Below are 24,501 nucleotides of genomic sequence, written 5' to 3'. Positions count from 1 at the left end.
CATACGGCCGCACATTGGACCGATAAGGCTTCACATTAAGGCCTGGGTCGCTTAACCCACGGACCACAACCTAAACGGATATTTCCCCACCATGGGCTTCAAATGCGGCATCGTCGGCTTGCCGAACGTCGGCAAGTCAACCCTCTTCAATGCGCTCACGCAAACGGCACAGGCCGAGGCGGCCAACTATCCCTTCTGCACCATCGAACCGAACGTCGGCGAGGTTGCTGTTCCCGATAAGCGCCTCGACACGCTCGCTGGCATTGCTGGTAGCAAGGAAATCATTCCGACGCGCCTGACGTTCGTCGATATCGCCGGCCTCGTCCGCGGCGCTTCGAAGGGCGAAGGCCTCGGCAACAAGTTCCTGTCCCACATTCGCGAAGTCGATGCCGTGGCCTACGTGCTGCGCTGCTTCGTTGACGAAGACATCACCCACGTCGAGAACCGCATCGACCCGCTCGCCGACGCTGACGTCGTCGAAACGGAATTGATGCTCGCCGATCTTGAAAGCCTCGAAAAGCGCATCTCGCAAATCGAGAAAAGGGCAAAGTCCGGCGACAAGGAAGCCAAGGCGCAGTACGCCGTCATGGAAAAGCCGCTGGTGCTTCTGCGTGAAGGCAAGCCCGCTCGCCTCGCGCAGATGACCGCCGAAGAGATGCCTGCCTTCCGTGCGCTGCAGCTTCTGACATCGAAGCCGGTCGTCTACGTCTGCAACGTCGAGGAAGCCTCAGCGGCCAACGGCAACGCCTATTCGAAACAGGTCGAAGAGCGCGCGAAGGCCGAGAACGCGGCTGTCGTCGTCATCTCCGCCAAGATCGAAAGCGAATTCGCAGGCCTCGCGCCGGAAGACCGTGATGCCTTCCTCAGCGAGATGGGCCTCGACGAACCGGGCCTCAATCGCCTGATCCGCGCCGGCTACGACCTGCTCCACCTCGTGACCTACTTCACCGTCGGCCCGAAGGAAGCCCGCGCCTGGACAATCACGCGCGGCACCAAGGCCCCGCAGGCGGCCGGCGTCATCCATACCGACTTCGAAAAGGGCTTCATCCGCGCCGAAACCATTGCCTTCGACGATTATGTGACCGGTAACGGCGAAACCGGTGCTAAAGAAGCCGGAAAAATGCGTCTCGAAGGCAAGGACTACGTCGTCCAGGACGGCGACGTCATGCACTTCCGTTTCGCCAACTAGGACGAACAAACATGTCCAACGAACTGCCCGACCGCCTTTGCAACGATCCCGCCAGTCCGTTCTTCAACGAAGAGCTTCTAAAGCGTGACATCGGCATCCGCTTCAACGGCACCGACAAAACCAACGTTGAAGAATATTGCATCAGCGAAGGCTGGATCCGCGTCGCGGCAGGGAACGCGCGCGACCGCAAAGGCCGCCCGATGACGCTGAAGCTCAAAGGCAAGGTCGAGCCGTATTTCCGCACGGCGTAATGATGACGCCAATGCGGCGCGATCAGCTTCCGCGCCGCTTTCTCGTCGCTGCAGCTTTCCGCGCTGACGCACTGCGCGCCGCCGCCGGTCGCGACGCCGACGCCTTGCCGCCGATCTTTCCACCGCGCTTCGACGCGACGTGCGTGTCTTTCTTCCCGCGACCGGAGCCGCTCTTGTTTCCGCCGCCGCTCTCTTTGTTGACGGTCGCCCACGCGCGCCGCTCGGCTTCCGACTTGCCGACGCCGCGTTTCTCGTAGCCTTCCTCGATGTGTTCGGCCTTGCGTTTCTGTTTGGTCGTATAGCTCGATTTATCGCCTCTCGGCATGACGGCTCCTCCTCGATACATTGAGTGCCGTCCGAGCAACGCGCTGGCACTCGGGAAGTTGCGTCCTACCAGCAGCAAACCGCCGAACAAAAAGGCCCCGCACGAGCAGGGCCTTTTCATTAATCGTCGAAACGAACCGCGCGGTCACTCGGCAGCTTCTGCGCCTTGCGGCATCTTCTGCTGCTGCGCCGTCTCGGAAGCTTTCTGTCGTGTCATGTGATCGAGCGCCGCGCGCACCCCGGCTTCATAATCAGGATGCACCTTCTTGAAGTGGGCGAGCTGCCGCTCCGCGATGAAATCGGGAATGCCCCACATCGCTTCAGCGACGTTCGAGAACAGCCGCGCTTTCTGCTCTTTGTTGAAGAGATTGAACAGCGCCGTCACCTGTCTGTAATCGTCGTTGCCATCGCGATGATTGAAGCGATCGGCATCGCCCGAAATCTTGAGCGGCGGCTCGGCGACGGACTTGTCCTGCTCGGCGCCATGAAACGAGTTCGGCTCGTAATAGGCGTCCACGTTCCCCGTCTCCGGTGCGAAGAACCGCATCGGGCCGTCCTTGTGATAGTTATGAACGGGGCAGCGCGCGGCGTTCACGGGCAGATGCTCGTAGTGCGTGCCGAGGCGATAGCGATGCGCATCCGCATACGAGAAGATGCGCGCCTGCAGCATCTTGTCGGGCGAAAAGCCAATGCCGGGCACGATGTTCGACGGCGAGAATGCCGCTTGCTCGATCTCGGAGAAATAGTTCTCAGGATTGCGGTTGAGCTCGAATACGCCGATGTCGATCGGCGGATAGTCCGCATGCGGCCAAACCTTCGTCAGGTCGAACGGATTATACCAATGCTTGTCTGCATCGGCTTCCGGCATCACCTGAACCTGCATCTTCCACTTCGGGAACTCACCGCGCTCGATCGCCGTGAACAGATCTTCCTGCGTCGATTCACGCGTCCGGCCGACGATCTCGCTCGCTTCGCCGTTCGTCCAGTGCTTATGGCCTTGCAGCGTCTTGAAGTGGAATTTCACCCAGAAACGCTCGTTGTTAGCGTTGATGAATGAATACGTGTGCGAACCGTAGCCGTTCATGTTGCGAACGCCGACCGGCAGACCGCGATCCGACATCAGGATCGTCACTTGGTGCAGGCTCTCCGGCGACAGCGACCAGAAATCCCACATCGCCGTCGGCGAGCGCATGTTGGTTTTCGGATGCCGCTTCTGCGTGTGAATGAAATCGGGAAACTTCATCGGATCGCGGACGAAAAACACCGGCGTGTTGTTGCCGACGAGATCCCAGTTGCCTTCACTGGTATAGAATTTGAGTGCAAAGCCGCGAACATCGCGCTCGGCATCCGCCGCGCCAAGCTCGCCGGCGACAGTCGAAAACCGCGCGATCATGTCGGTCTTCGCGCCCGGCTGCAGCGCCTTTGCCTTCGTATATTTCGAAATGTCGCCCGTGATCGTAAGCGTGCCGTACGCGCCCCAGCCCTTCGCGTGGACCGTGCGCTCAGGAATGCGCTCGCGGTTCTGATGCGCGAGCTTCTCGATGAGTTGGTAGTCCTGCATCAACAGCGGCCCGCGCGGTCCCGCCGAGAGAGAATTCTGGTTATCGGGAACGGGGGCGCCCGCGGTCGTGGTGAGCTTCGTAGTATCGGTCATTGCGATCGTCCTTCCTGGAGGAAACCAAAGAGACCTAAGATCAGAAAAACTTAATCCACCAATCGAATCTTCAGGAAAAGCTTATAAGGCAATCTTATCGCGTACGAACTTCTATAGGAGCGATTGGTCCTTCCTATCGGCGTTTCTGGTTTAGCTCCGCATTCCTGCCATAGGTTTTAAAGCGCTCGGCAATTTCGAGCATTTCAGCATCATCGAGCAGATGTAGGTCATTGAGTACGAGTACTTTGTAATACTGCTCGGCCAGAACTTCCACCTCTCGAGCCATCTCAAGTGCGTGCGCGAGCGAAGCTCCGCAAGCAATCTGGCCGTGATTGGCCATTAAACATGCGTCGCGCTCTCGAAGCCCCGCAGCGACGTGCCGAGCAAGTTCATCCGTTCCGAACGTGGCGTAAGGCACGCACGGAATGTCCTTCCCGCCCGCAACGGCCACCATGTAATGAAAGGCCGGAATAGCCTTATGCGCACACGCAAGCACCGTCGCATGCAACGAGTGTGTGTGAACGAGCGCATTCCGATCTGGGCGCGCGTGATACGCAGCAAGGTGAAATTGCCACTCGCTCGACGGTTTCAGTTGGCCATCTGGAACGCTGCCGTCTGCGGCGACGAACACGATGTCGTCAGGCTCGGTATCTTCATAACGCTTGCCCGTCGGCGTGATGAGCATGCCGTCGCTGAACCGGCATGAGACATTTCCTGAACGCCCGGGCGACAGCCCTGACCGACTCATCTCCAAAGCCGTCGCGATGACCTCTTTGCGCAACGATTTTTCGCTTGGCTGCTTCATGAGATCACGCTGCTGCGCTGGTCTTTTCAGGATAGAGCGACAGCAGCCCTTCTCGCGACGCCGCACAAATGCCCCGCTCCGTGATGAAGCCCGTCACGAGCCTCGCAGGTGTCACATCAAAGGCCGGATTACGGGCATGCGTCCCCTCTGCCGCAATCAGAACCGACCCGAGCTCGCCATTGGGCAGCTTGCCCTGAACATACAGAACTTCGTCTTCGCTTCGTTCCTCGATGGGAATGTCGCTGCCTTTTTCGGTGCGCCAGTCGATCGTCGAAAACGGTAGCGCCACATAGAACGGAACCCGCGTATCGTGCGCCGCGAGCGCCTTCAGATACGTGCCGATCTTGTTCGCAACGTCGCCGTTCGCCGTCACCCGGTCCGTGCCGACGATGACGAGATCGACGTCGCCAGCCTGCATGAAATGCCCACCAGCGTTGTCGGCGATGAGGCTATGCGGAACGCCGTGCTGTAAAAGCTCGAACGCCGTCAGCGCCGCGCCCTGGTTGCGCGGCCGCGTCTCGTCCACCCAGACATGCACCGGAATGCCCGCATCGTGCGCCTGATAGATGGGCGACGTCGCCGTCCCCCAATCGACGCACGCGAGCCAGCCCGCATTGCAATGCGTCAGCACGTTGACAGGACCACCGCCCTTGCGGATCGCGATCTCCTTAATCAACTTGAGGCCATTGACGCCGATGTTCCGGCACGTCTCGACATCGTCCTCCGCCAGTTCTGCCGCGCGCGCATAGGCGGCGACCGTGCGAATGCTCGGCGCCAGCGGCAGCAGTGTTGTGCGCAGGTCTTCCAGCGCCCAGCGGAGATTGACCGCCGTCGGCCGCTGCGCCCCGAGGAACGCAACCGCATTGTCTAGGCTCGCATCCGATGCATCGACACGCATAGCCAGCGCCACGCCGTAAGCCGCCATGACACCGATCAGCGGCGCGCCGCGAACCTGCATCGTTTTAATAGCGCGCGCCGCATCCTCCACGGTCTTGAGCACCGGCCGCACGATCTTATGCGGCAGAAGCGTCTGATCGATGATGCCGATGGACCAGCCGTCCGGTTCGAGCCAGATCGTGCGCGAGGGCACTCCGTCAAGCTTCATGATGAGCCTCCGCGATTGACTTAGTGAAATTAACGATCTCGGCCGCCGCCTCGGCGGAACGCGTTTGCAATAGCATATGGGCGCCGGGAATGACGACCATGCGTGCGCGCCCGCGTTCGCAAACCGCACGCTGAATGGGCGACTTGCGGACGAGCCAATCGCCGCGCCCATGCAGCACCAGGATCGGACAGGCGAGTTGGGCGAAATCCCGCCGCACGTCTACCTCCGCAATGGCCTTGAGCCGCGATGCCCGCACCGACCGTGACAGCGTAGCGACGATCCCTTCGACTTTTTTGACAAGTTCGGGATCGCCGAAAGGTCCCATCAGGACAGCATCGCGAAGTCGCGACGGCGTCGTTCTGGGATCGACGAGCGCCGCGCGGCGAATGAAGCAACCGGGCCATGGGTTCTTCACGAACGTTGCCGCCAACACGACGCCCTGTACCTGCCGCCCGAGTTGCGTAGCGACACGAACGGCAACCGGCCCCGAAAACGACTCTCCCAGAACAAATACCGGTCTTTTGCCGATCACGTTGCGCACGATTTCCGCGTAGCCCGCGTACCCGAGCGACGGATCCTGCGGATAGCGTACGATTGTAACGGTGAGATCGGGAGCAAGCCGCGCTGCCAAACGGTCGAACAGATCGCCTGTCCCGTCGAGACCGGGCAACAGGACAATCTCGATCGGACCGTTCGCCATGCTCACATGTGACCCGGACCGGGCAACGGAATGTGCAGCGAAGCATCAAGCCCACAAGCGGCACACGTCAGCGCATACCATTCCGAATAGGGCCGCACCGACCTGTCGATAATTTGCACCCCCGGCGTTTGGCAGACCGGGCAAGTGTGAACCGTCCAAGGATCGGCCCGCCAAGCGGCAATCCGCTCAAACGCATCTGACAGATGTTCGCTTGGAAGGTCCACGTTTGCTCCCTAGTGGCCTTCGAACGCGACAAGCGCGTGACTGGTGATGCCCAGATCGTCGAGCCGCTTCATGCCGCCAAGGTCCGGCAGATCGACGATGAAGGTTGCGCCAACCACCTTGCCGCCGGAACGCTGGACGAGCTTGACCGCCGCTTCCGCCGTGCCGCCCGTCGCGATCAGGTCGTCGACGATCAGCACGCGCGATCCGCTCGCGAAAGCGTCCTCATGAATTTCGATGACGTCCACGCCGTATTCAAGCGTGTACTCCTGCCCGATCGTCTTCCAAGGCAGCTTGCCTTTTTTCCGGATCGGAATGAAGCCACATTCGAGGCGGTCGGCAATCGCGCCACCCAGAATGAACCCGCGCGCCTCGATACCGGCAACCGCGTCGATTTTCTTGTCCTCGAATGGCTTCGCCATGCCTTTGATCGCTTTTTTAAGCCCTTTCGGGTCGGAAAGAAGCGTCGTGATATCCCGAAACATGATCCCGGGCTTTGGATAGTCAGGGATCGTACGAATAAGCTCTTCGAGGGCGTCCAGGTTCTTCACAGTGCTCCACTCCGGTCAAATTGACGGCGCAAAATAGCAATATCGCTGGGTTCTAGGTAGATTTTGAGCAACGCTGTCGTGCTGAAACATTCGGCACTGGCTGCAGCCCTGCTTGAGGGAAGAGTAATGGCATCTCCAGGCACCTCCGCAATCGCAGGACCCGACTTCGACCCGCTTCTCGACGATACGGAAGACTTGCCGCGCACGCTGAGACGCGAAAAGGAAGCCCGCGCCCGGGAAGCCCGCGAACGTGCAGCGCAGGAACGCGCGGCCGCGCCGTCGCTCTCGATGGGCCCAGACGATCGTTCACGGCCGCAGCCGCAGATCTACGCAGCATCCGATTTCAACCCCAATGCCGCTGCGGCGACCGCAACGCTCGCGCCGGTGTCGGTCCGTAAAATCGACGTGCCCTTCGTCGAGCTGATGCTGTTCTTTCTGAAAGCCGTCATCGCCAGCATCCCCGCGCTCATCCTGCTCGGCACCGTACTATGGACGCTCGGCACCCTACTCGAAATGATCTTCCCCTGGCTCATCAAGATGAAGATCCTGATCAGCTTCCCGAACTAACGCACGCCTCTCCGGGCCACCCTCGGAACAATCCCGAAGATGACAATCAGGTGCTATCCCAGCACCCGCCCCGCAACGGCATCGAGCTTCTTCAACAGCTCAGGATCGCGCGCTTCCGGCGGCGTGATCAGCGCAACTTCGAGTGCCCTGTCCGAGCCGATCGGACAAGCCGGATGCTCGCGCGGAAAATCCCGCGCCAGATGCGCGACGAGCCGCTGCGCCTTTTCTGTATTTGCGTGCATGACAGCAATGATCGACGCGACATCGACGTCTTCATGATCGTCGTGCCAGCAATCGTAATCCGTCACCATCGCGACGCTCGCGTAGCAAATCTCCGCTTCGCGCGCGAGCTTGGCTTCCGGCATGTTCGTCATGCCGATGACATCGCAATCCCAAGACCGGTAAAGGTTGCTTTCTGCGCGCGTGGAAAATTGCGGTCCTTCCATCGCGAGGTAGGTGCCGCCCTTGTGCACCTCGATCTTCTCGGCCTTCGCCGACTTTTCGAGCGCCTTCGTTAGCAGCGGACTGATCGGATCGCCCATCGCAACATGCGCAACGCAACCGTTGCCGAAGAACGACTTCTCGCGCGCGAACGTCCGGTCGATGAACTGATCGGGAAGCACGAAATCGCCCGGCTTGTATTTCTTCTTCAATGATCCGCACGCGGAAACCGAAATGAGATCGGTCACGCCGGCACGCTTTAACGCATCGATGTTCGCACGGTAATTGATGCCCGTCGGCGACAGCTTATGCCCGCGCCCGTGCCGCGGCAGAAAGCGGATCGGCAATCCGTCGATATCGGCAAACAGAATTTCGTCCGAAGGCGCGCCCCACGGGCTCTCGATCACCTTCCATTCCGGATTGGCAAGGCCCGGCAGCTGATAGAACCCACTGCCCCCAACGATCCCCAGAACCGATGCCGTCATCACCCACCTTTTCCATTTCAATGTACCCGCCGATACAAAAGAAAAAAGGCTACGCAAGCGCAGCCTTCCAGTTTGCAAATCGTCACAAGCGCTCAGGGTCAGTGCTTAATGCTGGCCCAGATCCGCCTCTTGCCCAGGTAGAGCAAGCCAGTGGTGACGATAAGATACAAAATGACCTGCCATCCGATCTGCTTGCGCGTATCGAGCGTGGGGTCGGCGGCCCATGACAGAAATGCGACAACGTCTTTCGCGTAGTTATCGACGGTGTCAGGTGTGCCGTCCTGGTAACTGACGAGACCGTCGGAAAGCGGCGGCGGCATGCTGATTTGATGACCGGGGAAAATCTTGTTGTAGAATTTTCCGTCCGTCAGTTTGAAGTCTGCCGGCGGATCGGAATAACCGTGCATCAGCGCATAGATGTAGTCTGCGCCGCCTTCCTGATAGGCCTTGGCAATATCGCCAAGCATCAGGAATGGATGGATCCACCAGCTCGGATTGCGCTCAACGCCGCGTGCCCGAGCGATAAGCGATAGATCAGGCGGCAACGCGCCGTTTTGCGCCGCCCGCGCTTCCTGATCATTATGATACGGCCCACGGATTGGATCAGACAGCAGCGCCGGACGCTCGAACATTTTGCCTTCGTCGTTGGGACCGTCCGTGATCTGGTTCGGCCACGTCTTCGCCAGCTCCTTCACGGCTGCTTCCGGAAATTCCGGTCCGCCCGGCTGCACGAGATTGCGGAACGACAGATACTTAAGGCCGTGACAGTTCGAACAAACGTCCTTGTAGACCTGGAAGCCGCGCTGCAATTGCGCCTTATCGAATTGCCCGGTGAAGCCCGAGAACGACCACGTCTGCCGATGGATCTCCGGATGTCCCGCTTCCTCCGCAGAGGCGCTCGTAACCGCGAGCACGAACGAAAGCGCGAAGATCAATGAAAGTGAGATGCGCTGTTTCATCTGTCGCTCCTCACCGCGTCTCAGGTGCGGCAGCGGCACCCGACGGCAACCCCGCGCCGCCCTTGCCGAGCACCGATTCCGTGATCGAGCGCGGCAGCCTTCGCGGCGTCTCGATAAGGCCGACGATCGGCATCGCGACGAGGAAGAACAGGAAGTAGCAGACAGTGAAGATCTGTGCGGCGACCACATACACGCCTTCCGCCGGTTTCGACCCAAGATAGCCAAGAGCCACGCACGTGAAGACGAAGAACCAGAAGAACCACTTGAAGATCGGCCGGTATTTATTCGACCGGATACGCGACGTATCGAGCCACGGCGCGAACGCGATGATGATCACGGCAGAGAACATCGCTACGACGCCGCAAAGCTTAGCATACTGCCCGAGCGGAATGCCGAGGAACGAGCTCGTGAAGGCGCGCAGGATTGCGTAAAACGGCAGGAAATACCATTCCGGCACGATATGCGGCGGCGTCACCAGCGGGTTCGCTTCGATGTAATTGTCGGCGTGCCCCAGATAGTCCGGCACGAAAAAAACGAACCACGCGTAAAGCAGAAGGAAAGCGAAAATCCCGACCGCGTCCTTCGACGTTGCATAAGGGTGCATCGGCACGCAGTCGGTCGGCTCCTTGAGATCGAGACCCGTCGGATTGTTCTGCCCGACGACGTGCAACGCCCAGATGTGCAGCCCGACGACGCCCGCCAGCACGAATGGCAACAGGTAGTGCAGCGAGAAGAAACGATTGAGCGTCACGCCCGAGACTGCATAGCCGCCCCACAGCCATTCGACGACCGCCGTCCCGAGCCCATTGACGATCGTATCGAGCGCGGAAAAGAGGTTGGTGATGACCGTCACGCCCCAGAAGCTCATCTGCCCCCATGGCAGCGTGTAGCCCATGAACGCCGTCGCCATCATCAGCAGCATGATCAACACGCCAAGAATCCACAGCACTTCGCGCGGCGCCTTATACGAGCCGTAATAGAAGCCCCGGAAGATATGGATGTAGACGGCGAAAAAGAACATCGATGCGCCGACAGCATGGAAATTACGCAGCATCCAGCCATAGTTCACGTCGCGCCGGATCTGCTCAATGGAGTTGAATGCACCTGTCGCGCTCGGCTGATAGTGCATCGCCAGCACGACCCCCGTCGCGATCTGCCCAAAGAGAATCAGCGTCAGGATACCGCCGAAGGTCCACAGGTAATTGAGGTTCCGCGGCGTCGGATAGTCGATAAAGCTGTTGTTCACGAAGCGGCCGATCGGTAGGCGCTCGTCGAGCCACTTGCCCCACCGCGTTTCGGCCACGTAATTCGAGGTTCGGGCTCCCATATGCTCTCTCCCCCCTAACCGATTTTGATTTTTGTTGCGGTCGTGAACGCATAGGGCGGCACTTCCATATTGCGCGGTGCCGGTCCCTTACGAATGCGTCCGGAGGTATCGTATTGAGAGCCGTGGCATGGGCAGAACCATCCACCGAACTCCCCACGCTCGTCGCCAAGGGCTTGGCCCTTCGGAATGCAGCCCAGATGCGTGCAAATGCCGATGATGATGATCCAGTTCTCGTGCCCGGCCTTGGTGCGGTTGGCATCTGTTGCAGGATCGTCTGTCGGCAGATCCTCGTTCCGCGCCAGCGGATCGGGCAGATCCTTCACAGGCACCGCCAGCGCCGATTCGATCTCCGCCTTCGTCCGATTGCGGATGAAGATCGGCTTGCCTCGCCACATCGCTGTGATCGCCTGCCCTTCTTTCACCGGAGCAAGATCGACCTCCACCGACGACAGCGCCATCGTGCTGGCGTCGGGGTTCATCTGCTGAATGAAAGGCCAAAGAAGCGACGCGGCGCCGACAGCAGCGAACGCGTTTCCAGCAACCACCAGGAAATCCCGGCGGTGCGGCTCCAAGGCATCTGTGCTCAACGCACGCCTCCCGCATTGGGGAACCAGAGCCAGAGGCTTCACCGGTTGCACAGGACAGTGCCCGCCACCGATTGCCTATTTTTTGGTCTCCAGTTCGTTCATTTCTTCCCTAGTTGGATGTTTTGACAGCGTTTGATGCCGCTATCAATCGGAAAGCGCGACAAAAAGTGAGGGGCAATTTGGCGCACATGTCGCAGTAGACACGAATCTCTGAGATCCCTCAGACACCCCGGATGCGCCTCGCCCTCTATCAACCCGATATTGCTCAGAACACCGGAACGATCCTTCGCCTCGGAGCCTGCTTTGGCGTGCCCGTCGACGTCATCGGCCCGACCGGCTTCGACATGAGCGATCGCTCCTTGAAACGCGCCGCGCTCGATTACTTGCCTTTCGTCGATCTCACACGGCACGTGAGCTTCGACGCCTTCATGACCACACGACGCGCTTCCGCCGAAACGCTGGGGCGTCTCGTCCTTCTTACAACGAAGGCGACATCGACGCATTGCGACTTCACTTTCGCGCCGAACGATACGCTGCTGCTTGGCCGCGAAAGCGCCGGCGTTCCCGATGCCGTCCACGACCAAGCCGATGCACGCATCATCATACCGATGCGACCTGGTCTCAGATCGTTGAACGTTGCCGTTGCCGCCGCCATCGTGCTCGGCGAAGCGCTGCGGCAGACGCACGGCTTTCCCGCAGCCTGACGCTTCCCGCCCTGTCGCACGCGTGACACGCGAATGCTGCAAATCTGTCGGATCGCACCGACACGTCGCAGAATCGCATGCCGATCGACTTCATTCTGATCATTGCCGGCGTCGCCTCGGCGCTTCTGTTGATTGCGGGAATGCTGGCCGGCGGGATCAACGCCGCTTGGCGGATTTGGCCCGCGCCCCCGGTCGGGTCAGCAAAAAGCTTTGCCTTCTGGACGCTTTTTCGGACGTTAAACGTCTCGGTCCTGATCCTCGCGGCTGAGCGTTTCCTGACAACGCTGTCCGGACCGTTAGCGCCGTTCCGCATCGCGCTCGCTGCCGTCGCGTTCATTGCGGGCGTCGCTTATATTTATACGCTGTGGTCGCTCGGCCGAAAGGCAACCTACTGTCAGGCGAGCGGCCTTGAGACGACCGGCGTCTATCGCTGGACCCGCAATCCGCAATACGCGACGGCCATTCTCGCTTTCACGGCACTCGGATTAGCGGCTTGGTCATGGGACGCCACGCTTCTCGCCGCAGCACTCGTCATTGTTTACGCCATGATGGCGCGAACGGAAGAGCCATGGCTCGAAGCCCGTTACGGCCGCCCCTATCTCGACTACAAGAAAGACGTGCCGCGCTTCTTCAATATCCGCCACGCAGCGAGCGAGCTTCAGGCCTTTTTGGCGCACAAAGTTCCCGCTCTCGCCAGCAGCCAACGTAGCAAGCGTTAGCGGCGGAATTACTCCGCCGCCTCGCGTGCGAGGAAGCCGCCGGACTGGCGCAGCCACAGCTGGGCATAAAGACCGCCGCGCTTCAGAAGATCCGCATGCGAACCTTCTTCGACAATCCGGCCGTCTTCCATCACGACCAGCCGGTCCATCGCCGCAATGGTCGAAAGCCGGTGTGCGATCGCAATCACGGTTTTGCCGTCCATCAGCTTCTCGAAGCTCGACTGGATCGCAGACTCGACCTCTGAATCAAGCGCACTCGTCGCCTCGTCGAGCACCAGGATCGGCGCGTTCTTCAGCAGTACGCGCGCAATCGCGATACGCTGCCGCTGACCGCCCGAAAGCTTCACGCCGCGCTCGCCGACATGCGCGTCGTAACCCTTGCGGCCCTTGAGGTCTTCGAGATCCATGATGAAATCGTGCGCCTCGGCCTGCTTTGCCGCGGCGATCACGTCCTCGTCCGTGGCATCGAGTCGGCCATAGAGGATGTTGTCGCGCACCGACCGGTGCAATAGCGACGTGTCTTGCGTCACCATCCCGATTTCCGCGCGCAGGCTGTCCTGCGTGACGCGCGAGATGTCCTGCCCATCGATCAGAATACGGCCGCCTTCGAGGTCATAGAACCGCAGCAGCAGATTGACGAGCGTCGACTTGCCAGCGCCGGAGCGCCCGACCAGACCAACCTTCTCGCCCGGCCGTACCTTTAGCGAAAGATCCTCGATCACGCGCGGCGGCGCATCTTCTGCAGACGCACGTCCCGCTCCGTAGTGGAAATGAATGTGATCGAAGCGGATTTCTCCGCACGGCACGACGACCGGCTTCGCATCCGGCGCATCGACGAGCAGGTTTGGCCGCGAGATCGTCTCCATGCCTTCATGCACGACGCCGATGTTCTCGAACACGTCCGCAATCGTCCACATCACCCAGCCCGACATCGTCACGATGCGAATGACAAGACCGCCGACGACCGCGATGTCGCCGACCGAGACGTGATGCAGCGTCCACAGCCAGATCGCCGTTCCCGTTGTCGCAACGAGCAGCAGGCCGTTGAGCGAATAGAGCGTGATTTCCATGCCGGTGATGAGACGCAGAGACGCCTGCCACTTCGTCATCTGCTCGGTCAGCGCCTCGCGCGCATAGATATCCTCGCGCTCGGCATGCGCGAAGAGCTTCACGGTCATGATGTTCGTATAGCTGTCGACAATGCGGCCGACGAGCATCGAACGAGCTTCCGATGCTTCTGTCGAGCGCGCCTTGATGCGCGGCACAAAATAGCGCAGCGCCACGACGTAAGCGACGAGCCAAGCGATCAGCGGAATGGTCAGCCGCCAATCGGACGCCGCAAACAGCAGCGCCGAACCGATGAACTGCACGCTCGCATACCACAGTGCGTCGATCAGCTGGACGACGCTTTCACGCAGCGATGTGCCCGTCTGCATGATCTTGTTGGCGACGCGGCCCGCGAAATCGTTCTGGAAGAAACCGAGGCTCTGCCGCAGCACATAGCGATGCGTCTGCCACCGAATGCGCGTCGTGCAGCCCGCAGAGAGCATCTGGTTCTTGATGAAGTCGTGCGCCGTCGAGATGACCGGCCGCAGCACCAGCGCCACGAACGCCATGCCCGCCAGCATCCACCCGTAGGTCGAAACGAACGTCGCCGGATCGCCATGCGTCCGCATTTTGTCGACGATCGCACCGATAAAACCCATCAACGCCACTTCGATGGTCGAGCCCAGGCAGCCAGCGATCAGCAGCAGCACGAAAAACGGCCAAAGAGGCTTGATAAAAAACCAATAGAAAGCCCACAGTGTATCGGGCGGGCGCACGATCGCGCGCTCGTCGAACGGCTTGATGCGGGTCTCACCCCAGCTCATAAGTCGGCGCAACATGATCTATCGCAATGACGAAAGCGGCGCCTGCTCGCAAAGTCGGGCTAGATCCGACTGGCGACGGCGACCGGATGTTGATCGTTGATGTCGGTTGGAGCTAAGGGTCTTTTCGGTCAAAAACAAGACATAGCTCAGATAAATCCATGAACGCCCCTGAAATGCCACTAGAGCAGAAAAAAGCCACCGCGCGTGCGTGGTTTGAAAAACTGCGTGACGACATCTGCACAGCGTTCGAGAAGCTGGAAACAAGCCTTCCCGAACACGCTCCACACGGAAAAGACGCGCCGGGCACCTTCGTCCGCACGCCCTGGAATCGCGCCAAAGCCGGTGAACCTGATGCCGGCGGCGGCGTGATGAGCCTCATGCATGGCCGCGTTTTCGAGAAAGTCGGCGTGCACACATCCACGGTTTACGGCGAATTTGCCCCGGAGTTCCGCAAACAAATTCCCGGCGCCGAAGAAAACCCTGAGTTCTGGGCGTCGGGCATTTCGCTCATCGGCCACCCAATCAACCCCAACGTGCCTGCGGTTCATATGAACACGCGCATGATCGTGACGAACAAGTGGTGGTTCGGCGGCGGTGCCGACCTGACGCCGGTGCTCGACAAGCGCCGCACGCAGTCGGATGCCGATACGCTCGCTTTTCATGCCGCCATGTACGGCGCCTGCGCCAATCACGCGATCGTCGATTACACCAAGCTCAAAAACTGGTGCGATGAGTACTTTTTCCTCCCGCACCGGAATGAACCGCGCGGCGTCGGCGGTATTTTCTACGATTATCTGACGCCTTCCGATGCCGAAGGCGGTTGGGATGCAGCCTTCGCTTTCACCCAGGATGTCGGACGCGCATTCCACAGCGTCTACCCGATGCTGGTGCGTGGCAATTACACAATGCCGTACTCGGACGCGCAGCGCGAAGAGCAATTGATCCGCCGTGGCCGCTACGTCGAATACAATCTGCTCTACGACCGCGGCACGACGTTCGGTCTGAAAACCGGCGGCAACACCGAGTCGATCCTGTCTTCGATGCCGCCCGTGGTGAAGTGGCCCTGATTTACAAACATGACGTCATCCTCGGGCTTGGGCCCGAGGATGACAGATTCCGTTTATTGTGGCCGTTTCGCCATTCCTGAACACGTCCGTCGCCGCGTTTCCTGCCGCGATGGGTTTACCCTTCCGCACGCGTCCGTATAACCTCCGAGCGATCTAACCCTCGGGCCTTATGCGCGCCGAGAGCAAAGCGGGGCGAATGCCTCGTCTCGGCAGTGGAGGCCTTCGGGAGCACGGCAGGATGAAACGGCTCGTCTGCGCGCTCGACGGCACCTGGAACGATGATGACGACGCGTCACTGCTGACGAACGTCGCCAAGCTCAGCCGCGCGGTCCTTTACGAAGACAATCGAGCCGTCCGCCAACTCGTCCGCTATGTCGTTGGAATTGCCTCGTCGCAAGATCACGGCTTGGCCTTTCTCAAGGGCGCGCTCGGCTTTGAGATCGGCGACCGCATCAAGGCGGCCTATCAGTTTCTCTGCAACGCCTACGAGCCGGGCGATGAGATCTATCTCTTCGGATTTTCACGCGGCGCTTACGAAGCCCGCAGCCTCGCGAGTTTCATCACGCTGTTCGGCCTCGCGGAGAAGGGCAGCAATTTTTTAATCGACGACGCTTGGCGCATATATCGCCAGCCCGAGCGCAAACGTAACTTCGACGCCGTCGCCGAGATCGGCGCTGCCTGTCATTACCCGGTTCGCATTCGCTGTCTCGGCCTCTGGGACACCGTCGGCAATGTCGGCAATCCGTATCGATCTTGGGGCTGGCTGAGCCGCAAATTCGATTATCACGACATGCGCCTGCACGACACCATCGACGTCACGCTGCATGCGCTGTCGATCGACGAAGCGCGAAGTCCATTCCGCCCGACGCTCCTGACCTATCCCGAAGATGGCCGATTGCCATCGCGCCAGCACGTCGAGCAGATGTGGTTCGCTGGTACGCACGCCGACGTCGGAGGTGGTTGGCCGGAAACTGCTCTCTCGGACATCGCACTGCTCTGGATGGCCGAACGCATTCAGGCCAAGACGAGCCTCGCCATCGACATCGATAAGCTGCGCCGAGACAGCAAACCTGATCACCTTGGCTTGCAGCATGCGTCCGCAACCGGCTGGCCATACGCCTTCAGCCGATTGATGCCCGCAAACCGTGCGATCCAGCAGAGTCTCGAAGATCAGCCATTAACCAGCAAACGGCGCACCGGCAAAATCGGACGCGACCTGATTTCGCTCAACGAAAAAATCCACGAGAGCGTGCTTTTGCGTCTCGGACGAACCGTGAAAGAAGCCTGCAACGGCACCGTCCGGGATATCACTTATGAACCGGCCGCCCTTGCACAGCGAGCCGCTACCGGGCCTGATGAATCTGGTGTCGAAACAATCCCCGGCGCAGCAAGCGACAGGGCCGCGTGACGGCCGGCAGGAAGCCAAAACAAGAACATTGGCTCTTCCACTACCTGGGGCGGTCGAAAGCCGCAGTTGTCCGCCAGATAGATCGTGCCACATGTTCACCAGTTCAGTTCTATCGAACTATAGACACCATCTCGACTGTTCCTCGCCGGCAAACTTCGGGACTTCCCATGACAACTCTGTTCGATCCGCTCAAAGCAGGCGCATTCTCGCTGAAGAATCGCGTCGTCCTCGCTCCGCTCACGCGCTGCCGCGCCAGCGCTGGCCGTGTGCCAAATGATATGATGCGTGAATATTACGTCCAGCGCGCCTCGGCAGGCTTGATGCTAACCGAAGCCACCTCCGTGACCCCGATGGGCGTCGGCTATCCCGACACGCCCGGCATCTGGTCGGAAGAGCAGGTCGCGGGCTGGAAGAAAATCACCGATGCGGTTCACGCAGCCGGCGGAACCATCCTGCTGCAACTCTGGCACGTTGGACGCATCTCCGATCCGATCTACCTCCACGGAAAGCTCCCCGTTGCACCCAGCGCCATCGCACCGAAAGGTCACGTCAGCCTCGTGCGCCCCAAAAAAGAATTCGTCACCCCGCGTGCTCTGGAACTGAACGAAATTCCCAGTGTCGTCGCCGAATACCGTCGCGGTGCCGAAAACGCCAAACGCGCGGGCTTCGATGGCGTCGAGGTTCACGGTGCCAACGGCTATCTGCTCGATCAGTTCCTGCAGGACAGCACCAACAAGCGCACCGATCAATATGGCGGACCGATCGAAAATCGTGCCCGCCTCATGCTCGAAGTGGTCGACGCATGCATTGAAGTCTGGGGCGCGGATCGCGTCGGCCTGCACTTGGCGCCGCGCTGCGATTCCCACGACATGGGTGACAGCAATCCGCTCGAAACGTTTGGCTACGTCGCAACGGAAGTCGGCAAACGCAAGATCGCCTTCATCTGCACGCGTGAATACCAGGGCCCAGACTCGATTAGCCCCGAATTGAAGAAGCGTTTCGGCGGCGTCTTCATTGGCAATGAGAAATTCACCAAGGAGACGGCGCAGGCTGCCATCGAAGCCGGAACGGTCGACGCCGTGGCCTTTGGCAAAACATTCATTGCCAATCCCGACCTGCCGCTGCGCTTCAAGCTCGATGCGCCGTTGAATCCGCCTGATCCGGACTCGTTCTATGGCGGTACGGAAAAGGGTTACACCGACTATCCCGCACTTGAATCGCAAAACGCGTAACGGCACTTGTGCGTGACGAACGGCGAGGCCGTGCGCTCAGCGCTCGGCCTCCCGCCGCGCCTCGACTGCGTCGAAGGCGTTCGCGAATTCCAATGAACCGGGTGTCGTCAGCGCGTGCGTCATACGCCGGTCGAGTTCAGCCTGAAGCTGCGAGCCGGTCAAACCCTTCACCATCTTGTTCACGTAATAAGCCCGCCGTGAAAAAAAATTCGACGTGGGCGCGCGTGATCCCGCTCCGTCCATCATTTCGAGCCCCGTGACAGGCCCCGCGAGATTCATCAACTCGAGCTCGGCGCCCGACAGCGAACGCCGTCCATTCTTGGCGGCCAAATCCTGCAGCGTCTTGAGCTTCATCGCCTGCAGCATCGGTCCAATGTCACCGTCGATATTCAGAGTGTGAATACCCATGCCGGCCTGCGTCTTGGCATAGGCCTGCTGCACATGCCATTCGAACGGCTGATGCTTAACGTTCGCGTACATCTTCTTCAGCACAACCAGCTTGTGCCGCAGCAGCGCTTTTCGAGCCGGCGAATTGCGCGGATCATGATATCTCGCCGTCAGCAGCCGAATGAATGTCGGCCCGCTGCGCGCCAGCTCGTTGATCGAATTGGCATCGAGAAGCTGGCCATAGCCGATGGCGCTGGAAATGGCGCGGCCTGTCTTCTTGATCGGATGAATTCCGGCCTGCGTATCGTAGGTGCCGACGCCACCGGTTTCGAGCGCGTAGACACGCACCACCTGCTCCTTCGACAGACCGAGGGCCGCAGCCTCAGACGCATAGCGCAGCTTGAACTCTTTTTCCGTCACGCGTTCCGGCACGAAGTTGTAGACGCGCTTCGCGGCCGCAAGGTAGTCGGGAATGGTTGCCAGTTCCCGGCTTGACGACGGGTTGGCCTCCCGCTGCGCATCAAGGAAGCGGCCATATTTCGACGCGAGCGAACCTGACAGCGACGGCCCTTGATACTTCGGCGGAAAGCTCATCACGTAGTCGTTTGCCGAGAACGGTATATCCTTTGCGCGTTTACGCTTGCGAAGAGTTCGCTTCTGCTCGACTGCATCCCAGTAGGCATCGAGCTTCTCTTCGAAATTCTGCCGCGCCGTTTTCCAGACTTGAAAGGCTTCTATCTCGCTATCGGACAGCGACGTCAGAAAATCGATGGTCGACATTGCGGTTGCGCGCGGCGCCGCCATCGGCACCATGAGGCAAACCAGCGCGAGCGCCAGGGCGGGCGCCGAAATGCCCTGCTTCCGAAACGGCGATGTCATACGTAAGTAAGCCACACGCAGTCCCATCTGCTCCTAAACACGACGCAAGCTAAAACGACGAATCAAAAATAGCGTGATTCAGCCGCCCCCGGCCACCCCAGGACGGTCACGCTTCAATTTCTGCCAGGTTGCGAAATGAACCCGCTTTCTGCCTCCAATATGGCAACGCCGGATATCGAGGCTGCCGATTTCGAGCGCCTGGCACGTGCGCGGCTGCTAGCGAGCCCGCCTGAACTGGATGAACCACAGTCACCTGGCGACGATGACTTGAACCCCGGCCTCGGTCCATTTTCCGCTGGCCTGCGCCACGCAGCCGTCCTGGTGCCCATCGTCGCCCGCGCGCCTCTGACCGTGCTGCTGACGGCACGAACGGACCATTTGCCCTCGCACGCCGGACAAATCGCCTTCCCCGGCGGGAAAGTCGAGCAACAAGACGCGACGCCTCTCGCTGCTGCGCTGCGGGAGACGCGCGAAGAGATTAACCTCGATGCGGCATTCATCGAGCCAGTCGGCTATCTCTCGCCTTATCGCACCGGCACGGGCTACATCATCACGCCCTCGGTCGCGCTCGTGCGGCCGGGCTTCAGGCTTACAGCCAATCCCGACGAAGTCGCTGACGTTTTCGAGGTTCCGTTCGCCTTTTTGATGAACGAAGCCAATCACGAGATCCACAGCCGCGTCTGGCGCGGTGCAGAACGCAGGTTCTATGCGATGCCTTACGGTGAACGCTATATATGGGGCGCGACAGCGGGAATAATCCGCACGCTCTATCGGAGACTGTTCAGCACATGATCCGCATCGTTATCGAGAATATTTTTTTCTTCCTGCTGCCGACGTTCCTCTACATCGCCTGGATCGCATTCTCCGAAGATGAATGGCCTGGCGTGATGACGGTCTTGAGCCGCGCCCCCTTGATCCGTCTCTTCTTTGCCGGCGCTGCCGTGATGCTCGCGACGCTCGTCGTGTTTTCGTCCCGCACCTATAACAGCCCCGACGATGTCTATGTGCCCGCCTCCGTCGTCGACGGGAAGCTCGAACCGGCGCGCAGCATTCACGAGACGAAAACGCCGCCCCCGACGGCAAAGCCGTGATTGCAGGACTGAAACGGCATGACTGAAACAGCCATCAAATCGACCCGCATGAGTGCCGAATGGCTACGAGCCCCGGCGCTTGCAAAAGTCTTCGCCGCGCTTTCTGCCGGCGGCGCCGAAGCCCGCATCGTCGGCGGCGCCGTGCGCAACGCGATGATCAATCGCCCCGTCAAGGATGTCGACATCGCGACAACGGCCCTCCCCGCCGAGGTCATGCGCCTCGCCGCCGATGCCGGTCTTGGCGCATATCCGACTGGCATAGACCACGGCACCGTCACCGTTGTCGCTGAAAAGCGATCCTTCGAAGTGACGACGTTGCGCCGCGACGTCGAGACGGACGGCCGCCATGCCGTCGTCACCTTCACCAACTCCTGGGAAGAAGACGCCGCCCGCCGCGACTTCACGATCAACGCGCTTTATTGTTCGGCCGACGGCATCGTCTACGATTTCGTCGGCGGCCTCGATGATCTGCGCCAACGTCGCATCCGCTTCATCGGCGATGCCGAGGCACGCATCCGCGAGGATTACCTGCGCATTCTGCGCTTCTTCCGTTTCAGCGCCGAATACGGAAAGGGCCAGCTCGATCCCGCAGGACTGGCCGCAGCAAATGCCTTGAAAGAAGGACTATCGCTGCTCTCCGCTGAGCGCGTCCGCGCCGAAATGCTGAAACTGCTCGCAGCGCTGAATGCTGTCGATGTCGTCAACGCCATGGAAAAAAGCGGCATCCTTCAGCTTGTCGTCAGGACTCGCCTCGAACCCGACCGCTTTGCGCGCTTCATTGCGATCGAAGCCGCACTGGGCGAGCCACCCGATGCGCTCGCGCGCCTTGCCGCGCTTGCCGTCAACAATGCGGAAGACGCAGCCTTTCTTGGCCGCGAGCTTCGGCTCTCGAATGCCGAAGCCGAGCGTCTCACAAGCGCATCCGCAGGCGATCCAGGTATCGCCCCGGAAACGTCCGAAGCGATTGCACAGGCTGCACTTTACAGGCTCGGTGCCGATGCCTTCGCGCGCGCCGTCCGCCTTGCCTGGGCGCAATCTGGTGCCCCCTGCACCGATCCGCGCTGGCGCGCCCGCGCATTGCTCGCCGATCGCTGGAAAATTCCGGTCATGCCCTTCACTGGGAACGACGTCCTTGCGCTCGGCATTCAACCAGGTCCGAAAGTCGGCAGCATCCTTAGTGCCTTCGAGCGCTGGTGGATCTCAGAGAATTTTCCCGCCGATGCTGAACGTCAAAGCAGAGCGCTTAAAGAGCTGGCGCGCGAAGCTGTTACTTAACAAATCATTAAATTTCACTTCACCTTTGCTTATGCTCCGACTAAAGTCTCTCTCCGGGGTTCACCCATTTGTATCGCGTTGAGGAGACACCCTGATGGACAGCATCGGCCGTGAGCGTGAGCGTTCGCTCAAGTTCGTTCAAATCGTCTTCGCCGTTCTCGCTCTTCTCAGTCTGACTGCAGCATTGGCCGTATCGACGAGGGGCGTCGATATGGGACTTCCCGAAAATTCGACATCACCGATCGCGCTGGCGTTTCTTCTTGTTGGCGCTGTCGACACCATTCTGCTCTACGCCTGGGAGCATATCTTTCAGCGCATCGAATACTGATACGAAATTGCGCTGCCGTCGCGTGGATGGCAGCGCAATCATCAGTGTGTCGCATATTCGCCATATGACACTTTTGCGGCGATCGAAACCGCCGGCATCTCTCGCGCGCGCCGTCTCGGGCTGTTGGTAAACCCATAAATAGCTGCGATTTCTTACACTCGACGCCACCGGCCGCAGGCGTTCGTCATACGCCTGTTACATGAATCCCGTCCTACGTTTTACATGAAATGCATAGACGCATTTATGGGAAGCGCACTGACTGGGGGCCGACCTTGAGCGCACCAAATCCGGAATTGAACTACCGAACCGTTTTTATTTCCGACATTCACCTCGGAATGCGCAATTGCCAATCGACTGCTCTTCTCGACTTTCTGAAATACGTCGAATGCCAGAACCTCTACCTCGTCGGCGATATCGTCGATTTCTGGAAAGTCCGCCGCGGTCCTTATTGGCCGCAGAGCCACAACGACGTTTTACAAAAGCTTCTGCGCAAGGCGCGTAAAGGCACCCGCGTCGTCTACATTCCGGGCAACCACGATGACGGCCTGCGCGACTATACCGGCATGAACTTCGGCGGCGTCGAAATCCGCCGCGATGCCATTCATGAAGCCGCCGACGGCAAGCGCTATCTCATTTTGCACGGTGATGAATTCGACGTCGTCGTGCGTTACGCCCGCTGGCTCGCATTTCTCGGCGACCGGTCCTATGACGCAGCTCTCGCGCTTAACGTACCGCTGAACTTTGCGCGTCGCATGTTCGGCCTCGGTCATTGGTCGCTGTCGGCCTTCCTGAAGCACAAAGTGAAAAGCGCCGTGAACTACATCGGCGAATTCGAGGAAGCGTTGGCAGGCGAAGCCAAGCGGCGCGATGCGCAGGGCCTCATTTGCGGCCACATCCATCACGCCAACTCGCGCCAGATCGACGGCATTCACTACATGAACTGCGGCGACTGGGTCGAAAGCTGCACCGCCATCGGCGAACGCTTCGACGGCCAATTTGAAATCATTCGTTGGAAAGAGCATTTGGCCGCGCGCGCCTCGCAGGCGCCTTCCGGCCGCTGGTTGATCGAAGCCGCTTAACGGCAATTATGCCGGACGAAAAGCGAGCCGGCGAACGGAGTATCCCACGTGAACGCGACCGCCAAAGCCCTCGAACCGACGAGCATCGATCTTCTGAGCGAAGCTGTGCATCAGAACCGTGCGCTGAGTCTCGCCGGTATCCTTGAGCGCACCTTCACCTTCGCTTTCCGCTCAATGGTCTACCCGCAGATCTGGGAAGACCCGCGCGCCGATATGGAAGCGCTGGAGATCACCCCGCAAACGCGCATCATGACCATCGCCTCCGGCGGCTGCAACGTCATGAGCTACCTCTCGGCCAATCCGGCGCGCATCTATGCCGTCGATCTCAACGCCACGCACATCGCGCTGCTCAAGCTGAAGGTCGCCGCAGCTCAGCATCTGCCGAACCATGCCACGTTCTATCGCTTCTTCGGCGCCGCCAATGACCGCCGCAACGTCGCCCTCTATAACGATCTCATCGCGCCGCATCTCGACGCCGATACCCGCGCCTATTGGGAAGGCCGCGAGCTGACGGGCCGCCGCCGCATCACGCGCTTCGCGCGCAATTTCTATCATTTCGGGCTGCTCGGCCGCTTCATCGCGACAGGCCATCTCGCTGCGCGCGTGTTCGGCGCCAAACCGAAGCGTCTGCTTGAAGCCCGTTCGATCGAAGAGCAGCGCGAGATCTTTGCGCGCGACATCGGACCGGCCTTCAGCCATCCTGTCTTGCGCTGGATCACGTCAAACCGGGCGTCGCTGTTCGGCCTCGGCATTCCGCCGGTGCAGTATGACGCGCTTTCCGGCGGCGGCGCTCGCACGATGGCCGACGTTTTGAAGGAACGCGCCGAACGCCTGGCGACGGGCTTCGATCTGAAAGACAACTATTTCGCTTGGCAGGCCTTCGGCCGCAGCTACGCGACGCAGGGCGAAGGCCCCTGCCCGCCGTATCTCGAAAAAGCGAACTTCATGGCGGTCAAGGCGCGCGCCAACCGAGTCGAGGTTGTCCACGACAACATGATCCGCTTCCTCTCTGGCGAGCCGGCCGAAAGCCTCGATCGCTATATCCTGCTCGATGCCCAGGACTGGATGGACGACGCAGCCTTGAATGCGCTGTGGGATCAAATCACCCGCACTGCGCGCCCCGGCGCCCGCGTCATCTTCCGCACCGCCGGCGAGGAAAGCATCCTGCCGGGCCGTGTCGCCGACGCGACGCTCGGCCAGTGGACCTATGACGCCGCCAAATCCGCTGAGATCCACGCCAAGGATCGCTCGGCGATCTACGGCGGCTTCCACCTCTACATCAAGAACGCCTGAT

Annotated in this window: 26 protein-coding genes; 14 read left to right on the top strand and 12 right to left on the bottom strand. The window is 60.1% G+C overall.

Features of this window, described 5'->3' with window-relative positions; genetic code table 11:
- Nucleotides 1-91: 91 nt before the first annotated feature.
- The gene (gene ychF, locus RLW41_RS15095; RefSeq protein ID WP_414462002.1) at nucleotides 92-1,189 is read left to right on the top strand and encodes a redox-regulated ATPase YchF; all 1,098 of its coding nucleotides are present in this window, start codon (nucleotides 92-94) and stop codon (nucleotides 1,187-1,189) included.
- An 11-nt stretch (nucleotides 1,190-1,200) separates the two neighbouring features.
- The gene (locus RLW41_RS15090; RefSeq protein WP_409562469.1) at nucleotides 1,201-1,440 is read left to right on the top strand and encodes a DUF3297 family protein; all 240 of its coding nucleotides are present in this window, start codon (nucleotides 1,201-1,203) and stop codon (nucleotides 1,438-1,440) included.
- Nucleotides 1,441-1,462: 22 nt separating this feature from the next.
- Here the strand turns inward: RLW41_RS15090 and RLW41_RS15085 are convergent, their stop codons facing one another.
- From RLW41_RS15085 to RLW41_RS15060, 6 genes are all read right to left on the bottom strand, one after another.
- Nucleotides 1,463-1,765, bottom strand: a complete 303-nt coding sequence (locus RLW41_RS15085; protein ID WP_409562468.1) for a plasmid stabilization protein — start codon at nucleotides 1,763-1,765, stop codon at nucleotides 1,463-1,465.
- Between the two features lie 144 nt (nucleotides 1,766-1,909).
- Nucleotides 1,910-3,418 carry a catalase gene (locus tag RLW41_RS15080; RefSeq protein ID WP_414462001.1) on the bottom strand — a complete coding sequence of 503 codons (1,509 nt, stop codon included), beginning with the start codon at nucleotides 3,416-3,418 and terminating at the stop codon, nucleotides 1,910-1,912.
- A 133-nt stretch (nucleotides 3,419-3,551) separates the two neighbouring features.
- Nucleotides 3,552-4,223, bottom strand: a complete 672-nt coding sequence (locus RLW41_RS15075; RefSeq protein ID WP_414462000.1) for an L-fuculose-phosphate aldolase — start codon at nucleotides 4,221-4,223, stop codon at nucleotides 3,552-3,554.
- A gap of 4 nt (nucleotides 4,224-4,227) precedes the next feature.
- Nucleotides 4,228-5,328 (bottom strand): S-methyl-5-thioribose-1-phosphate isomerase, encoded by a 1,101-nt coding sequence (gene mtnA, locus RLW41_RS15070; protein ID WP_414461999.1) that lies wholly within the window; start codon nucleotides 5,326-5,328, stop codon nucleotides 4,228-4,230.
- On the bottom strand, nucleotides 5,318-6,028 hold the full coding sequence (locus tag RLW41_RS15065) for an alpha/beta fold hydrolase (protein WP_414461998.1): 711 nt from the start codon (nucleotides 6,026-6,028) through the stop codon (nucleotides 5,318-5,320). The genes mtnA and RLW41_RS15065 overlap by 11 nt, the downstream gene beginning before the upstream one ends.
- A gap of 233 nt (nucleotides 6,029-6,261) precedes the next feature.
- Nucleotides 6,262-6,801 (bottom strand): adenine phosphoribosyltransferase, encoded by a 540-nt coding sequence (locus RLW41_RS15060; protein WP_414461997.1) that lies wholly within the window; start codon nucleotides 6,799-6,801, stop codon nucleotides 6,262-6,264.
- A 126-nt stretch (nucleotides 6,802-6,927) separates the two neighbouring features.
- Between RLW41_RS15060 and RLW41_RS15055 the strand changes: the two genes are divergently transcribed.
- Nucleotides 6,928-7,368, top strand: a complete 441-nt coding sequence (locus RLW41_RS15055; RefSeq protein WP_414461996.1) for a hypothetical protein — start codon at nucleotides 6,928-6,930, stop codon at nucleotides 7,366-7,368.
- 53 nt (nucleotides 7,369-7,421) lie between these two features.
- On the opposite strand, the gene RLW41_RS15050 is transcribed toward RLW41_RS15055, so the two are convergent.
- The 4 genes from RLW41_RS15050 to petA all read right to left on the bottom strand — a co-directional run bounded on the left by RLW41_RS15050 (nucleotide 7,422) and on the right by petA (nucleotide 11,167).
- Nucleotides 7,422-8,294, bottom strand: a complete 873-nt coding sequence (locus tag RLW41_RS15050) for an S-methyl-5'-thioadenosine phosphorylase (protein ID WP_409562462.1) — start codon at nucleotides 8,292-8,294, stop codon at nucleotides 7,422-7,424.
- A 98-nt stretch (nucleotides 8,295-8,392) separates the two neighbouring features.
- Nucleotides 8,393-9,253 (bottom strand): cytochrome c1, encoded by an 861-nt coding sequence (locus RLW41_RS15045; protein ID WP_409562461.1) that lies wholly within the window; start codon nucleotides 9,251-9,253, stop codon nucleotides 8,393-8,395.
- 10 nt (nucleotides 9,254-9,263) lie between these two features.
- On the bottom strand, nucleotides 9,264-10,580 hold the full coding sequence (locus RLW41_RS15040; RefSeq protein ID WP_409562460.1) for a cytochrome b: 1,317 nt from the start codon (nucleotides 10,578-10,580) through the stop codon (nucleotides 9,264-9,266).
- 14 nt (nucleotides 10,581-10,594) lie between these two features.
- Nucleotides 10,595-11,167, bottom strand: coding sequence for a ubiquinol-cytochrome c reductase iron-sulfur subunit (gene petA, locus RLW41_RS15035; protein ID WP_409562459.1), 573 nt, complete (start codon nucleotides 11,165-11,167; stop codon nucleotides 10,595-10,597).
- A gap of 233 nt (nucleotides 11,168-11,400) precedes the next feature.
- Here petA and RLW41_RS15030 point away from each other — a divergent pair, with 233 nt between their 5' ends.
- Together RLW41_RS15030 and RLW41_RS15025 are read left to right on the top strand one after the other, a co-directional pair.
- Nucleotides 11,401-11,871 (top strand): tRNA (cytidine(34)-2'-O)-methyltransferase, encoded by a 471-nt coding sequence (locus tag RLW41_RS15030; protein WP_414461995.1) that lies wholly within the window; start codon nucleotides 11,401-11,403, stop codon nucleotides 11,869-11,871.
- Nucleotides 11,872-11,948: 77 nt separating this feature from the next.
- Nucleotides 11,949-12,590: a methyltransferase family protein gene (locus RLW41_RS15025; RefSeq protein WP_414461994.1), complete on the top strand. Its 642-nt coding sequence runs from the start codon at nucleotides 11,949-11,951 to the stop codon at nucleotides 12,588-12,590.
- An 8-nt stretch (nucleotides 12,591-12,598) separates the two neighbouring features.
- Here the strand turns inward: RLW41_RS15025 and RLW41_RS15020 are convergent, their stop codons facing one another.
- Nucleotides 12,599-14,476, bottom strand: coding sequence for an ABC transporter ATP-binding protein (locus tag RLW41_RS15020; RefSeq protein WP_414461993.1), 1,878 nt, complete (start codon nucleotides 14,474-14,476; stop codon nucleotides 12,599-12,601).
- A 143-nt stretch (nucleotides 14,477-14,619) separates the two neighbouring features.
- Between RLW41_RS15020 and hemF the strand changes: the two genes are divergently transcribed.
- From hemF to RLW41_RS15005, 3 genes are all read left to right on the top strand, one after another.
- Nucleotides 14,620-15,528 (top strand): oxygen-dependent coproporphyrinogen oxidase, encoded by a 909-nt coding sequence (gene hemF, locus RLW41_RS15015; protein ID WP_414461992.1) that lies wholly within the window; start codon nucleotides 14,620-14,622, stop codon nucleotides 15,526-15,528.
- A 238-nt stretch (nucleotides 15,529-15,766) separates the two neighbouring features.
- Nucleotides 15,767-16,936, top strand: a complete 1,170-nt coding sequence (locus RLW41_RS15010) for a DUF2235 domain-containing protein (RefSeq protein WP_414461991.1) — start codon at nucleotides 15,767-15,769, stop codon at nucleotides 16,934-16,936.
- A gap of 167 nt (nucleotides 16,937-17,103) precedes the next feature.
- Nucleotides 17,104-18,168 carry an alkene reductase gene (locus RLW41_RS15005; RefSeq protein ID WP_414461990.1) on the top strand — a complete coding sequence of 355 codons (1,065 nt, stop codon included), beginning with the start codon at nucleotides 17,104-17,106 and terminating at the stop codon, nucleotides 18,166-18,168.
- Between the two features lie 36 nt (nucleotides 18,169-18,204).
- Here RLW41_RS15005 and RLW41_RS15000 read toward each other — a convergent pair whose 3' ends face one another.
- Complete coding sequence (locus tag RLW41_RS15000; protein WP_414461989.1) at nucleotides 18,205-19,434, bottom strand: hypothetical protein; 1,230 nt, start codon at nucleotides 19,432-19,434, stop codon at nucleotides 18,205-18,207.
- 135 nt (nucleotides 19,435-19,569) lie between these two features.
- On the opposite strand from RLW41_RS15000, the gene RLW41_RS14995 reads away from it, so the two are divergent.
- From RLW41_RS14995 to RLW41_RS14970, 6 genes are all read left to right on the top strand, one after another.
- A complete protein-coding gene (locus tag RLW41_RS14995) occupies nucleotides 19,570-20,226 on the top strand; it encodes a CoA pyrophosphatase (protein ID WP_414461988.1) in 657 nt (218 codons plus the stop codon).
- Entirely contained in the window at nucleotides 20,223-20,525 is a 303-nt protein-coding gene (locus RLW41_RS14990; RefSeq protein WP_414461987.1) for a DUF6111 family protein, read from the top strand. Before RLW41_RS14995 ends, RLW41_RS14990 begins: the two co-directional genes overlap by 4 nt.
- An 18-nt stretch (nucleotides 20,526-20,543) precedes the next feature.
- Entirely contained in the window at nucleotides 20,544-21,800 is a 1,257-nt protein-coding gene (locus RLW41_RS14985) for a CCA tRNA nucleotidyltransferase (RefSeq protein ID WP_414461986.1), read from the top strand.
- A 94-nt stretch (nucleotides 21,801-21,894) separates the two neighbouring features.
- Complete coding sequence (locus RLW41_RS14980) at nucleotides 21,895-22,128, top strand: hypothetical protein (RefSeq protein WP_013946543.1); 234 nt, start codon at nucleotides 21,895-21,897, stop codon at nucleotides 22,126-22,128.
- Nucleotides 22,129-22,355: 227 nt separating this feature from the next.
- Nucleotides 22,356-23,207 carry a UDP-2,3-diacylglucosamine diphosphatase gene (locus RLW41_RS14975; RefSeq protein ID WP_414461985.1) on the top strand — a complete coding sequence of 284 codons (852 nt, stop codon included), beginning with the start codon at nucleotides 22,356-22,358 and terminating at the stop codon, nucleotides 23,205-23,207.
- A gap of 48 nt (nucleotides 23,208-23,255) precedes the next feature.
- Nucleotides 23,256-24,500 carry a DUF3419 family protein gene (locus RLW41_RS14970; protein WP_409562448.1) on the top strand — a complete coding sequence of 415 codons (1,245 nt, stop codon included), beginning with the start codon at nucleotides 23,256-23,258 and terminating at the stop codon, nucleotides 24,498-24,500.
- Nucleotide 24,501 lies beyond the last annotated feature (1 nt).

Source organism: Hyphomicrobium sp. DY-1, from assembly GCF_047497105.1.
Classification (GTDB): domain Bacteria; phylum Pseudomonadota; class Alphaproteobacteria; order Rhizobiales; family Hyphomicrobiaceae; genus Hyphomicrobium_B.
The sequence above is the reverse complement of the archived record's forward strand: the minus strand, read 5'-3'. Positions and strand labels throughout refer to the sequence as shown.